This is a genomic window from Agathobaculum sp. Marseille-P7918 (assembly GCF_900625105.1).
Taxonomy (GTDB): Bacteria; Bacillota; Clostridia; order Oscillospirales; family Butyricicoccaceae; genus Agathobaculum.
On record NZ_UYYD01000001.1, the window covers coordinates 284,072 to 297,500 of the forward strand.

The 13,429-nt window shown below is 54.1% G+C and carries 16 protein-coding genes; all 16 read right to left on the bottom strand.

Going from position 1 to position 13,429, the window contains the following annotated elements; all coding sequences use genetic code 11:
* Positions 1-30: 30 nt before the first annotated feature.
* The gene (locus tag EJL02_RS01300) at positions 31-594 is read right to left on the bottom strand and encodes a hypothetical protein (protein WP_125114607.1); all 564 of its coding nucleotides are present in this window, start codon (positions 592-594) and stop codon (positions 31-33) included.
* A gap of 123 nt (positions 595-717) precedes the next feature.
* The gene (locus EJL02_RS01305) at positions 718-1,650 is read right to left on the bottom strand and encodes a hypothetical protein (protein WP_206426930.1); all 933 of its coding nucleotides are present in this window, start codon (positions 1,648-1,650) and stop codon (positions 718-720) included.
* Between the two features lie 66 nt (positions 1,651-1,716).
* Positions 1,717-2,919 (bottom strand): class I SAM-dependent methyltransferase, encoded by a 1,203-nt coding sequence (locus EJL02_RS01310; RefSeq protein WP_125114608.1) that lies wholly within the window; start codon positions 2,917-2,919, stop codon positions 1,717-1,719.
* A gap of 108 nt (positions 2,920-3,027) precedes the next feature.
* Entirely contained in the window at positions 3,028-3,591 is a 564-nt protein-coding gene (locus EJL02_RS01315) for an ABC transporter ATP-binding protein (protein WP_164510227.1), read from the bottom strand.
* Positions 3,588-4,355: an ABC transporter permease gene (locus tag EJL02_RS01320; RefSeq protein ID WP_125114610.1), complete on the bottom strand. Its 768-nt coding sequence runs from the start codon at positions 4,353-4,355 to the stop codon at positions 3,588-3,590. The genes EJL02_RS01315 and EJL02_RS01320 overlap by 4 nt, the downstream gene beginning before the upstream one ends.
* Complete coding sequence (locus EJL02_RS01325) at positions 4,330-5,355, bottom strand: ABC transporter substrate-binding protein (protein ID WP_125114611.1); 1,026 nt, start codon at positions 5,353-5,355, stop codon at positions 4,330-4,332. The genes EJL02_RS01320 and EJL02_RS01325 overlap by 26 nt, the downstream gene beginning before the upstream one ends.
* Before the next feature lie 12 nt (positions 5,356-5,367).
* A complete protein-coding gene (locus EJL02_RS01330; RefSeq protein ID WP_125114612.1) occupies positions 5,368-5,604 on the bottom strand; it encodes a TM1266 family iron-only hydrogenase system putative regulator in 237 nt (78 codons plus the stop codon).
* Between the two features lie 260 nt (positions 5,605-5,864).
* Positions 5,865-6,035 carry a DUF1540 domain-containing protein gene (locus tag EJL02_RS01335; RefSeq protein ID WP_125114613.1) on the bottom strand — a complete coding sequence of 57 codons (171 nt, stop codon included), beginning with the start codon at positions 6,033-6,035 and terminating at the stop codon, positions 5,865-5,867.
* Between the two features lie 68 nt (positions 6,036-6,103).
* Positions 6,104-6,679, bottom strand: coding sequence for an RNA polymerase sigma factor (locus EJL02_RS01340; RefSeq protein WP_125114614.1), 576 nt, complete (start codon positions 6,677-6,679; stop codon positions 6,104-6,106).
* A 314-nt stretch (positions 6,680-6,993) separates the two neighbouring features.
* Positions 6,994-9,096, bottom strand: a complete 2,103-nt coding sequence (locus tag EJL02_RS01345) for an ATP-dependent helicase (protein ID WP_125114615.1) — start codon at positions 9,094-9,096, stop codon at positions 6,994-6,996.
* 1 nt (position 9,097) lies between these two features.
* Entirely contained in the window at positions 9,098-9,862 is a 765-nt protein-coding gene (gene yaaA, locus EJL02_RS01350; protein ID WP_125114616.1) for a peroxide stress protein YaaA, read from the bottom strand.
* A 78-nt stretch (positions 9,863-9,940) separates the two neighbouring features.
* Positions 9,941-10,402 (bottom strand): thioredoxin-dependent thiol peroxidase, encoded by a 462-nt coding sequence (bcp, locus tag EJL02_RS01355; protein ID WP_125114617.1) that lies wholly within the window; start codon positions 10,400-10,402, stop codon positions 9,941-9,943.
* A 233-nt stretch (positions 10,403-10,635) separates the two neighbouring features.
* Entirely contained in the window at positions 10,636-10,812 is a 177-nt protein-coding gene (locus EJL02_RS14075) for a hypothetical protein (protein WP_164510207.1), read from the bottom strand.
* Positions 10,813-10,831: 19 nt separating this feature from the next.
* Positions 10,832-11,284: a hypothetical protein gene (locus tag EJL02_RS01360; RefSeq protein WP_125114618.1), complete on the bottom strand. Its 453-nt coding sequence runs from the start codon at positions 11,282-11,284 to the stop codon at positions 10,832-10,834.
* Between the two features lie 269 nt (positions 11,285-11,553).
* Complete coding sequence (tsf, locus tag EJL02_RS01365) at positions 11,554-12,486, bottom strand: translation elongation factor Ts (RefSeq protein ID WP_125114619.1); 933 nt, start codon at positions 12,484-12,486, stop codon at positions 11,554-11,556.
* Positions 12,487-12,617: 131 nt separating this feature from the next.
* Entirely contained in the window at positions 12,618-13,355 is a 738-nt protein-coding gene (gene rpsB, locus EJL02_RS01370) for a 30S ribosomal protein S2 (protein WP_125114620.1), read from the bottom strand.
* Positions 13,356-13,429 lie beyond the last annotated feature (74 nt).

Sequence of the window (13,429 nt, forward strand, 5' to 3'; positions counted from 1 at the left end):
GGTCATGCCGTTTTATTATTTCCCCATCGGCTATTCATTCAGCCGCAGCACACCGTCCTGCCATATCACCGTTTCTGGCGTGATTTCGGCATCTGTAAAATACGCATTCAGAGATGCGGACAACTGGTCAGTGAGCGTCGATACCATCTCCGCCGGCACAGTTATACTCCCGATTTCTGCACTTTGGCATTGCAGAACCAGCTTTCCCTCCGTGACGGAAGCAGTCCAAGCACCGTACAAGCGGCATGTATCCGGCAAATACAAAAGCGCGGTGCGCAGTCCGCCCGGCACCAGTCCGCTGTCCTGCAAAGACTGTTTACTTACTAATACAACCACAGAAATCGTTTGATCCGCCCCGATCTTTGCCGTTACTTCCTGCACCGGTACCGGCAGAGCCTGCTCAATCAGCGAGCACAAATCCGATTCACGTAATTCCATTCCGGTCTCCTCCTGCTCCGGCGTAGTTGGGTTTTCCGTTTCGGGCAAAGCGCTTTGCTCCGGATGGCCAAGCAGCATTCTGCCGATCATCATCAGACACAGCAGCATACATATCCCCAGAATCATCGTATAGACAAAGCTTTTCTCCTCCTGCATTCCTGCGCTGCCCCCTTCCTACGCCCATTCTATGCACCGGAATGTGCCGCTATGCCTTTGGCGCAGGCAAGAAAAAGGGACGCTCCGAAAGGAGCGTCCCTTTTGGGTTTTCGGAAAACGCAATCAGCTATTGCACTTGCTGCCGCAGCCACAGCCACCCGAATTGCTGTTGCCGCAGCCGCAGCCATTCGAGCTGCCGCTCAGCGTGCCGCACAGATTCTCGCCGCAGTCCTGCTTGGGCGGGAAGAACTCGTCGATCGGGAACTCAAAGTTTGCAAAGATCTCACACGGATCCTGCTCGCCGCCCACACCGCTGTTCGAGCAGTCGCGGCGCGGCAGGCAGATGTCATACGCAGGCATCAGCAGCTGGATATCGCGTTCCAGACGGATGATGGCAAACTGACCGAGCGTGACAAACAGCTGGTAGCCGTCGTTATCCAGCACCAGGTTATCACCGCCGAAGCAAGAGCAGATCGGACGCGGTACCTCGTGCAGGGTGCAGCAGCAGCAGTTGCACGAAGTCTCCGGTGCAACCACGCGCGCATCCAGCACAATCGGATCGACCACTTCGACCACCGCGGTCGGCTTGTTGCTATCGGGCGCCAGCTGTACATCCATGCCGTCCTCGACATAGCGGGAAGAGAAAATGCGGGCGCCGCCTTCGCCGCCGAACAAAACGACGCGCTTGTCAAACACAGCCAAGCCATCGATGATGCGCGGACGACCGACTACGCAGCTGACCTCGCACTCGATGCGATAGAAGAAGCGGATATCGACGGTATAGCAACCGCGATTAAACTGCACATGCTCCACGTCGATCTTCACGCACAGCAATTCTGCCGCACGCGGTTTGACCGATGCGATGCCGCCGGCATTGAGCAGTTCCTGCGCATCGCGGCACAGATATACACGGATGTCGCGCAGGCACTCTTTGCTGCGGCAGGAATCATAAACCTTTTTGGTGTGGACGCAGACCGCCTCGCGGAAACCGCCGGCGGTACCGTTATTGTTATTACTGCCGCAGATCGGACCCGGGCAGCAGACTTTTTCAGCCATGTAGATTACCTCCAAATATTGATTGAAGAGACTTCACTAACAGTTTATTCAGAGGCAATCTTCGTGTTACAAAATCAGATCTTCGTCCGTAACAAAGAATTCGTTGTCCATGTCCGCGCAGCGCCGGTCGAGTTCGGAACATGTCCCGACCACCTGCCGCACCGCATCATATTCCTTGCGGGCACGCGGATTGTCATGCCCGGTGCGTACTGCGCGGATGAGCAGGTTTTTCGGCGTATCCAGCGGCGAGATATACTCCACGACCGATACCTTATACCCTTCCGCTTCCAGCTTGAGCGCACGCATGCTATCAGTCACTACATCGTTGAACCGCGCCTTGAACACGCCGAATTTGGTCAGCGGTTCCAGTCCCGGCAGCGTGTACTGGTCAAGCAACTCCTTGTGGCAGCAAGGCACGCATGCGATATACTTCGCGCGGGCGCGAATGGCGGTCGCGAGCGCCAGATCGGTCGCAATATCGCAGGCGTGCAGCGAAATCACAGCCGTCACACCCTTGGGCGGCTGATAGGTGCGCAAATCGGCGCACTGGAACACCATGTTATGATACCCCAGCCGCTTGGCCATCGCGCGGCTTTCGTCGATAACGTGCTCGTTGATGTCCACGCCAATCACGCGGCAGCGGCGGCGCAGCACCTCATGCAGATAATAATTCATAACGAAGCTCAAATAGGACTTGCCGCAGGCGCAGTCCAACAGGACGATCTCCTCGCTGTCATCCTGCTCAAACATGGGCGCCACCAGTTCGACGTAATGGTCGATCTGGTTGTACTTGCGGATCATATCATTTTTGAGTTTGCCGTCCGCGGTCAAAATCCCGATCTCGCGCAGCAGTGCCGCCGCACGATCCACGCGGATAAGGTACTGCCGTCCCTGATCGAGCAACGGATTGGCGGCCGCCGCCTGCTCTTGTGCTGTGGCCTGTCGCTCGGCCTGCTTCATCTGCACGCCGCGCGCCGTGACCGAAAGCGTGACCACCGAACCGCGCTCGGTATAGGTGAGCACCGCTTCGTCAAACTTCTCCGCCTGTTCGGCGAAAAACGCGCAGAAACCTGCGGCATCCACCGTGCGGACGGTTCCCTGAAACCGCAGCTGATAGTCCTCACCCTCACGCTTGAGCTGGGCTTCAAACTTTTTCTTTCCCGAAGTAAAGACACCGACTGCCTGCACAAAGAAGTCCTTGTTTTTGGTCAGGCGCGCCGAAATTCCGCTGAGCAGCAGCTTGAGTTTTGCCGCTTCTCCCTTTTGCATTTATATCACAACCTTTACGCATGATATCTTATCATATTCCCCCGCCCTTTTGCAAACCATTCCTGCGCTGCTTTGCAAAAAACGGCTGCCCGTTCGGGCAGCCGTCTGTCACTCTCTTAAATCCAGTATCTGAAAACCTTGCAGCAAATCATCCGTGCCGTGCGATACGATCACGAGTGTGCGTCCTGTCCGATACTGTGCAATCACCGCCATGGCCTGCTGCCCTGTTTGCGCGTCCAGACCGGCAAACGGTTCATCCAATACCAGCACATCGCCCTCGGCAGCCAACGCGCGCGCCAAGGCCACACGGCGACGCATGCCGCCTGACAGCGTGCGCACCGGCTGGTCGAGCGCATCCTCCGGCAGCAGCGCGCCCAAAATTGCACGCACATGCGCGGCATCCACGCAAACCAGCGACACATTGCCGACCGCGCTCCAGTGTTCGACCAGGCGATCTTCCTGAAACACCGGCAGAAAGCGCACGGTTTCCGATCCCACAATGCGGCCTGCATCCGGTGTTTCCAGTCCCATCAGCAACCGCAGCAGTGTGGTTTTGCCGATGCCGGATACCCCGCGCACCTGCCACTGCTCCCCCGGCTGCAAGCGCCAGTTCAGATCGTGCAGCACAGTTTTTCCGTCAAATGATTTGCCCACTCCGTGAAATTCGATCATGCCGCGGCACCCCATTTCTTTTGCAGCGCGGCAGCCGCATGCACCAACAGCTTTTCGAGCGCCAGACTGAGCACAATGATGGTCAGCGACCACGCAAACAGGTCGGCCGTGTTCAGATACAGCTTGGACAGATACAGCTGCTCCCCGATGGACCAGCGCGGCAGGCCGATGATCTCACCCGCAACGCCTGCCTTGAGCGCCATGCCGACCGAAACGCGGCATGCACTGAGCACATACGGGAGCACCGCAGGCAGGTACACCGCGCGGAAGCGTTTGCCGCCGGATAAGCGGAACACACGCGCCATTTCCAGCATTTTCACGTCCACACCTGCAAGGCCCTGCTGTAAATTGATGTACACCGCGGGAAACACCACGAAAAACGCCGTCAAAACCGAGATCCATGCCGACCGCACCCAGATGAGTGCGACCACCACAAAGCAGGCCACCGGCACGCTTTTCATAATCTGCACCGCAGGCTCCAGCAGCACACGCGCGAGCGCCGCACGATACGCCAGCACCGCCAGCAGACATCCGAGCACAAAAGCAAGCACAAAGCCGCCTGCGATTTTCCCGATGGAACACCCGATCGAAAGCCAGAAATCCGTACTCCCGATCATGGAAAACAGGCTCTGCACGGTTTGTGCAGGGCCTGCAAACAACAGCTTGGGTAGGGCAAGCGATACCACTTGCCACAGTCCCAGCCAAAACGCCGCCGCTGCAATGCAGCGAACCCAGCGTTTATCCCAGATAGTAGAAGCCTTCATCCGGCAGCTTTCCTCCTACAGCATCCGGCGCCACCTCATACAGCATTTCCAGATAGCCGGAGACCCACGTCTTCATGTCCTCGCCGGTCGTTGCAACCATAGGATTGAAGTTCTCGATGACCTGCTGTGCGACCGCTGCCTTGACAATGCCGTATTGCTCGATCAGAGCCGCCGCGTCCGCTGGATTCTCCTCCGCTTTCGCGACCGATGCCTGATGATCCTGCACGAACTGTGCCACAGCCGCCGGGTGCTCCTCCGCAAATTCCGTGCGCACCACGGTCACGCCGGTTGCGATGCCGCTACCGTCCGGGCTGTATTCCTTCCACGCATTCTCGAGCGGGAAGTTCATCGACAGTTCCTGATCCTGCATCATTGCGACCGTCGCAAACGGCTGCGGCAGAATACCGACCGCAGTTGCATCCTGCGCCAGCGCGGAAACAACCTCGGTTGCCTCGGACTTAAACTCGATCGTCAGATCGCTTTCACTCATACCAGCCTTCTTAAGCAGATATTGCAGCGTCCAGTCCGGCGAAGTACCCTTGCCGGTCATATACACCGTCTTACCCTTGAGTCCACTCAGGTCGGTCAGCGCCTCATCATGCGAAACCACATACAGCACGTTGCCTGCGTTGACGTCCAACACCTGCACGCCGCCTTCGGTCTTCTGATAAAGCGTTGCAGCCAAATTGGTCGGAATCAAGGCGATATCCACTTCCCCTTTGCCGATCAGCGGCACGATCTCATCGCCCGAAGTATACAGATCGAACGAATAATGCGCGTCTTCGCCCTCGTTTTCGCCCATCAAGCAAACCAGCCCCATTGCAGTCGGTCCCTTGAGCGCGGCAACGCGCGTGGTCAGGCCTTCTTCATAGCCCGGCTCCACCGTGGACTGCTGCGTCTGCTGATCCTGTTCCGCCGTCGTGTTGCCCTGCTGTCCGCAGCCGGTCAACAGAGTAAACGATGCCGCAATCGCCAATAAACCTGCTAAAAAACGTTTCATGCTTTCTTCTCCTTACTTTGCCATCATGGATTTGACCTGCACGCTTTTGAGGCGTCCCAGCTTACCGGATAAGGCATTAATCGTATCATTGGCACATTCCATTACCACCGTGATGATGGAACATCCCTCACGCGGAATCCCCATGCGGCCGATGATATGCTCACCATACTCGTGCAGCAAACGATTGACCTCTCCGCTGGCCTCACGGTCGGAAACGATGATCCCCAAAATGGCAATTCGTTTTTCCATAAAAACTCTCCTTTTCACAAAAAATGCGTCCTGCAAGACGATGCAGGACGCAAAATGACCACATTTCGGTTCTTTCATCGCAGACCATATCTTTGACAGCAGATCATATCAGTTACATAGATGCTTGCCCGTCAGCCACGCTTTCGGGAAAGGTAATCTACTGTTTCAGTATAGCTGTTTGATAAGAATTTGTCAATATCTCTTCTCCAAAACCAGGAAAGGAGGACGCCGAAATCCGGTGTCCTCCTTCTCCCGTCACATCAGCACTTGCGCTGGAAAGATTTGCAGTCGGTGCACTGATCAACCGTCGGGTTTGCCTCGTGCGTACCTACCGTAATGCTGTCGAGCGCGCAATACTCTGCACTGTCGCAGTGGTTGGCACACTGTGCAACCGTGCAGCGGATTGCCTTATTGCAGCGAGAATGATCCATTGAATCTGACCTCCTTTTTTGGTTTGCTTCTATGATGTCCAGAATCCGATGGTTTATGCGCATGCAAACTACTCTTCCCACCATGCGCTCAGAATCTTTTTCATTTTCCCCACGGCTCTTGCATACCTGCTTCGTGCGGTTCCCGGATTCATTTGCATTTTCTCCGCAATCTCCCGAAAAGAATAACCCTGATAGCGCAAAAAGATAATATTGCGCGTGTCCTTCTGCAATGCAGACAACAAACGTTTTATTTCAAGTTTTTCAATGATATCGTCCTCAATGCCATGACTGGAAAAGGCCAAATAATTTTTCCCAGCCAATTGATCCAAGGAAGCAGCATTCAACAAACGTATTTCACGTTTTTTCAAATAGGAAATCGTTGTATGATGCACTACCGTTATCAACCAGCTGGTCGCGCCGACTCGAGGCAGTTTTTCTGACGTTAATGTGATCAGATGAAGAAAGACCTCATGCAAAATTTCTTCCGCTATGCTTTCATTATCGACTATGCGCAAAATTTGAAAATAGATAAAATTGCCGTAGTCATAGTACAGCGTTTCAACCGCCTGCGCATCTCCTTCTGTCACACGCTTCAGCAGCCGATACAGCTTATGATTTGCCATTGTATCTTGGTTTGGTAGCATATTTGATCATCCTACCGTCAGCGCAGATTGGTCCCAAACATAACACGATTGCGAGCAGGCAGTGACCAGCTGCATATTGCCTGCGGGACACTCACTTATGATATGTTTATACTATCACGATATTTTTTCTGTTTTCCAACGAATTGCCCCCTCTGTTATCCGCTTTTATTTTGCGCAAGCGTTTTGATTCATCGTCCTGATTCCACCAGAGATAACAGATGGCTCTGTAATGAAAAACTGCTTTTCAAAACATGCTCAAACAAAAAAGGCCTTGCATATGCAAGGCCTTTTGCGCCATAGACAACTTATCTTTTTTATTCCCGCCGAATCTGCCCATTCCGCAATGCAACCACAACAGAGATTTTTTTCGTATCGCCGCGGTCAAATGCGATCTCACAAATATCACCGCTGCGGCTGACCAATGTACCCGGGCCGAACGCCTGATGGACCAGCCGAACCCCGGGGAAATAATCCTTGGCAATGGCACGGATACGGCTCTCGTCCGGTTTGTGCACGACAGCAGCCTTTTTGATTTCGGTCGCGGGTTGTTGTCTCGGCTCGGCTTTGGACGGAAAAATCTCCTGCGCAAAGCTGGATTCCAACCCGGCCTTACGAAAGGTCATAATGGCAAGCTCCCTTTTGGCCCGCGTCAGCCCAACATAGAACAGCCGTCGTTCTTCTTCATAAGCGTCGAGCTGCGCCTGTTCCGCGTTCGGCTCGGGCAGGACCTTGGGCAGCAAACCGTCTGCCACATCCATCAGAATGACCCTGTCGTATTCCAGTCCCTTACTGGAATGGATGGTGGAAAGCACAAACGGACAGTCCTCTCCCGTTCCGCCGCGCAGCACTACCTCCCGCAGCTCTTCCAACCGTTCAAGCAATCGCTCCGGCGTGGGTTCCTGCGCGCCCAGCGCCTCCAAAATATCCGCTTTGGTCAGGTCACCGCCCCGCCCTTCCAGATATTCTCCGTATCCCATAAAATGCACGATGCGGTAAACCGCTCTGTCTGCCCGCTCCCGCAGCAGGTTATTGAGATGCGTCTGCAACGCCCTGCACTGCTTTTGCGTCCACGGAGAAGCCGCAGAAGAAGCAGCGATGCACTCCAGAATCGTTCTGCCTTCTTTTTCCGCGTGATCCGCTGCGATCTGCGCCATGACTTTACTGATCCCTGCGTTCAGCTTATAATACAGGCTTAAAAACAGCTCGCCGTCATTTTGATTGCGCGCAAAACGAATGATATCCGTGATATCGCGCACGACACGGTTGGAGAAAAACAGGCTCTCGACCTGCCGGCAGCGGTACGGGATGCCAAGGCGATCCATCCGGTCAATGAGCGGCAGCGCGCTGTCGTTATCCCGGTACAAAACCGCCGTTTCCTCGGTACAATTTTCCGCCAGCTTGCAGAGATAGGCATACTGCTTCTGCCGGTCATACACCGAACACGCCCGCACCGCCGGACCGCTGCCCTGCGTAGCCTTCATATGTTTTGGGCGACGGTTGTGATTTTTCTGAATAAACCGGTCGGCTGCCGCCACAATTTGCTGCGTAGAACGGTAATTTTGCTCCATGTACAGCACTTTTGCTTTCGGATACACGGTATAGAATTCGGTCAGTGCCTGCGGATAAGCCGCCCGGAAACCGTAAATACTCTGGTCTTCGTCACCGACCATAAACAGATTGCCGCTCTGCCCAGCCAGCAGCCGAATGATGGTATGCTGGATTTTTGAAGTATCCTGCGCTTCGTCCACGCAGAAATATTGATATCTTGCCTGCACCGCATGCAGAATTTGCGGATACCGGCACAAAATCCGCAGCGCGTACACCATCTGGTCATCATAGTCCATCCACTGCCGTTCGCGCAGCGCCTGACCGTAGGCATCGAAAAACGCGGCGAAATCGATCCCTTCCACTTCGACCGCGGACAGCTCCTCCCGTTTTAGCATCTGGTTTTTGGCATAGGTGATAGCGGTTTGCAGCGCCTTGATCGTGCTTTCGGTGGCAAACTCTTTGCTTTGCGCCCGGTAGATCTCACCCAGAAGCGCGCTTTTTTGTGCGCCATCCTCGATCAGTCGAAACGCGGTACGCCCCAGTGTTCGCTCATAATATCGAATGATCCGGCTGCATACCCCGTTGATGGTGCGAAATTCCAGCCGCTGCGCCTGTTCCGCGCCGAAAAAGGCGGCGTACCGCGCCTGCATATCCCGCGCGGCCGCCACTGTATAAGTCATAGTCAAAATACGCTCAGGCGGAATACCCCGCACATAGCACATATAGCCAAGGCGGGTCACCAACACCGTGGTCTTGCCGCTGCCCGGCACCGCCAGCAGAAGGACCGGTCCGTCCACCGTCTGCACCGCCGTCTCCTGCTGTGCATCCAGAGAAATGGGAAATTGTGTTTTGAATTGTGAATACTCCATATTATTCCTCGGAATCCTGTGACTTTTTCTGCAAAAACACATAGGTGCTTTCGTCCGAATGCGCCGGGGAAAAGACGTAGTTCAAACAGGCAAAGTCCTTCATCGCTTCTGGGCTTTTGGCATTCGCTTCCGCAAGATAACGCACCATCTCGCCGCGCGCCATTTTGCACAGCGTGCCTTTCTCTACGACTTTGCCGTCTTTCTCCTCGCCGAAAACACAGGTGATAAAACGTGTCCCCGGCTTCTGATGTCGCGAAACGCACACACTGTATTCCTTGGACGCGAGATTGATGATGCAGTCGGTCTCCTGATACAGCTGGTCCGCAATAGCGCTGCCCCAAAACCCATACAGGTCTTTTGCGCCTTCGATCGGCAGTTTCGCCTGCATCTCCAACCGATATGGCGTCACCCCGTCAAATGGGCGCACCACGCCATACAGGCCAGATAAAATGCGCAAATGTTCCTGCACATAAATAAGTTGCTCGTCCGTAAACACACCGGGCGCCATGTACTGATACTGGATGCCCTCATAGGACAAAATTGCCGGTGTAAGACGGATACGCAGGTCACTGTTGTGCAAGCGCTCCACATTGAGCGCCGCGATGGCATCATTGCACTTCCAAAGCCGCTTTAACTCATCATAGGACATGGAGGCAAGCTTGTCATAAAGCACTTCCGCCCTGTCAATCATGCATGGCAGGTCGTGCCACGCCAGCGTGTCCGTGTCCACACGCATTTTTTTCGCCGGTGAAATAATAATCCGCATTTTGTTTCTTACTCCATTTGGTTGTGCCTGTTCAGCAGAATGAAACAGACCCACGCTGCTGTCAATCTGCCTTTTCCGTCATTCTCCGGCCAGATACGCCAGAATGTCCGCCGCGTTGGTGTCCGGCTTCACCTTGGGCATCACCTTTTCAATGACGCCCTCTTCGTTGATGAGATACGTCGTGCGCACCACGCCCATGCTCACCTTACCGTAAAGCTTCTTTTCCTGCCACACATCATATGCCTGAATCGCCTGCAATTCCGGATCGGAAAGCAGGATAAACGGCAGCTCATGTTTCTGCGCAAATTTCAAGTGCGAGGCAACCGAATCCTTGCTGATCCCAATGACGGCCACATTCTTTGCCTCAAACGCGCTGTAATTCTGGGCGAACGCACAGGCCTGACGAGTGCAGCCGGGCGTGTTATCACGGGGATAGAAATATAACACCACTTTTCTGCCCAGAAAGTCCGACAGACTGACCAGGTTTCCTTCCTTGTCGGGCAGCGTAAACGCCGGGGCTTTCATGCCAACTTCCAGCATTAAACATTCTCCTTTTTTAATAACAGTGTATTCCGCGCAGACAAGTTTTCATCCGCACGACTGAATTTCTCCTATACTTCTCCATTATAATCAGCACACTGCGCTTCGTCAACGCGTTCTTGCCGTTCATTTTTGCCCCTCTCCCTGTCTTTTCCGTGTACGCTTTTCCCGCCGCGCGGCGAATAGGAGCAGCAAAAAAGACGGCGGTCTGAACGACCAGCCGTCTCTTGCTATCAAAATAAGTTTTCTTCGCGCCACTCGCGATCCGCATCTATCACGGCCTGACGCGCTTCCTCATATTCCTCCTTGCTGACGCCCGGCATCGGACTGCCGGAAGAAGAAGAGCCGCAAGCGGACAAGAGGCTTGCGCAAATGCAAGCGAGAACACAAAGTGCGATAAACTTTTTCATGCCGACTTATCCCCCAACATTACTGAAAGAAACCGTTTTCCGAATCCCATGTACCCGAACTCCACCCATCTTCCAGACTCTGATAGTTGTCATAGGAATTCCGATCATTTTCGTACAGGTAGTCCTCGAAATCATCATCCGAGCTGTAACTATCGTCTCCAACAAACCCATTTTCCGAATCCCACTCACCGGAGTTCCATCCCTCTTCCAGATCCTGATAGAACTCATACGAATCCGGATCGTTATCCTTCAGATAATCCTCAAAAGAATAATCCTCCGAATCAATGTCGGAAGAACTGCTGCCAGAATACGAACCCGAGCTGGTGCCGGAAGAACCTGAATAGGAAGAACCGGTATCCGAAGTCGTTTCCTGTTCCGGCTCGGTCGTTGCCGTCTCATCGGTACCGCCGCAAGCCGCAAGCGTCCAAACCAGACTTGCCGCAAGAAGCATACCTATCATCTTTTTGTACATGGTTTACCCGCCTTTCAAATTTACCTTGATGCAGTTGACTTATACTGCTTCTTTCAGTATTGCACGAATATTGAAAAATGTCAATTTCCTCTATATTACCTTATATCTTCCAATCGCTTTTATATTTATTTGTTTTCCGTTTTTTCCCTCTTTTTCACCTTTTCTGCGATAAACAAAAGACCTAAGGTATCGAAAATACCTTAGGTCTTCATCATATGCTGTTTCAGTAAGAAGAATGGATTCCGTCTGCATCAGACAGAACAGCCATCTTACTTAGCCATGGAAGCAACTTCTGCTGCGAAGTCGTCCTGCTTCTTCTCAATGCCTTCGCCCTTCTCAAAGCGTACGCACTTGACCAGCTTGATCTCGCCGCCCAGTTCCTTGGCAACCGCTTCGATATGCTTCTCAACAGAGATCTTGTTCTCCTTAACGAAAGCCTGCTGCAGGAGGCAGTTCTCCTCGTAGTACTTGCCGATGCGGCCTTCTACCATCTTGTGGATGATCTGCTCCGGCTTCGGCTTTGCAGCGGTCTTGTTCTCCTCGAGCGCCTGTACCAGCAGGATTTCCTTCTCCTTGGCCAGAGTCGCTTCGTCTACATCGGACTTGTCCAGGAAGGACGGGTTCATCGCAGCAGCCTGCATGCCGATATCCTTGCCCAGTTCCTTAACGGTCGCGTTGTCCTTGAGGTTATCGGAAACCTGCAGGCCAACCAGAACGCCGATCACGCCGCCCATGTGGTTGTACGCAACGTTGACGGTGGAGTCGTCGAAGCGCTCGAAACGACGGATCTGGATGTTCTCGCCGATGGTGAGCACCTTCTCCTGCAGCACTTCCTGAACGGTCAGGTCGCCCATCTTGCAAGCCTTCAGGGCTTCGACATCCGCCGGAGCGTCCTTCATAACAACGCCGGCCAGATCTGCAACGAACTGCTGGAAATCCGCATTCTTCGCAACGAAGTCGGTCTCGGAGTTTACTTCGATGATTGCGCCTACGCCGCAGTCATCGCAAACCGTTGCGCAGACAACGCCTTCCGCCGCGATGCGGTCAGCCTTCTTGGCAGCCTTAGCCAGGCCCTTCTCACGCAGGATCTCGATCGCCTTGTCGAAGTCGCCATCCGCCTCGGTCAGCGCCTTCTTGCAGTCCATCATGCCTACGTTGGTCATTTCACGGAGCTTCTTTACGTCAGCAGCAGTAAAAGCCATTTTATATTCCTCCAAATCAAGTTTTTTCAACAAAGCCACAGGGCGCGACAGCCCGACGCACCGCTACACGGCCAAAACCGGACGGCGCGCCGGGGGCGTCGCGCCCTGCGGAAATATTACAATATCAGAAATTACGCCTCGGTCTTCGCGTCAGCCTCGTCAGCCTTCGCCTCAACCTCGAGCTGCTCGCCCTGCTTGCCTTCCAGAACAGCGTTTGCCATGGTCTGGGAGATCAGCTTGATGGCGCGGATTGCGTCGTCGTTGCCCGGGATGACGTAGTCGATCTCGTCCGGATCGCAGTTGGTGTCAACGATTGCAACGATCGGGATACCCAGCTTGCGAGCCTCTGCGATCGCGTTCTTCTCCTTGCGGGAGTCAACCACGAACAGAGCGCCCGGGAGCTTCTTCATTTCCTTAACGCCGCCGAGGTACTTCTCGAGCTTGGCGATTTCGAGCTGGAGCTTGATAACTTCCTTCTTGGGAAGCAGATCAAAGGTGCCGTCCGCCTGCATCTTCTGCAGCTGGTTCAGACGGGCAATACGGGTGCGCATGGTCTTGAAGTTGGTCAGCATGCCGCCCAGCCAACGAGCGTTGACGTAGAACTGACCGCAGCGCTCAGCCTCTTCCTTGATCGCGTCCTGCGCCTGCTTCTTGGTGCCGACAAACAGGATGGACTCACCAGCAGCAGCCATATCGCGCACGAAGAAGTAAGCTTCCTCGAGCTTCTTTACGGTCTTCTGCAGGTCAATGATATAGATACCATTGCGCTCGGTGAAGATGTAGGTTGCCATCTTCGGGTTCCAGCGGCGGGTCTGATGGCCGAAGTGTACGCCGGCCTCCAGAAGCTGCTTCATAGAGATTACTGCCATTTTTCTTTTCCTCCTTGGTTGTTTCCTCCACCCCTGATCATCTGACAGCGGCAACCGGCCAAAATGACCCGTCA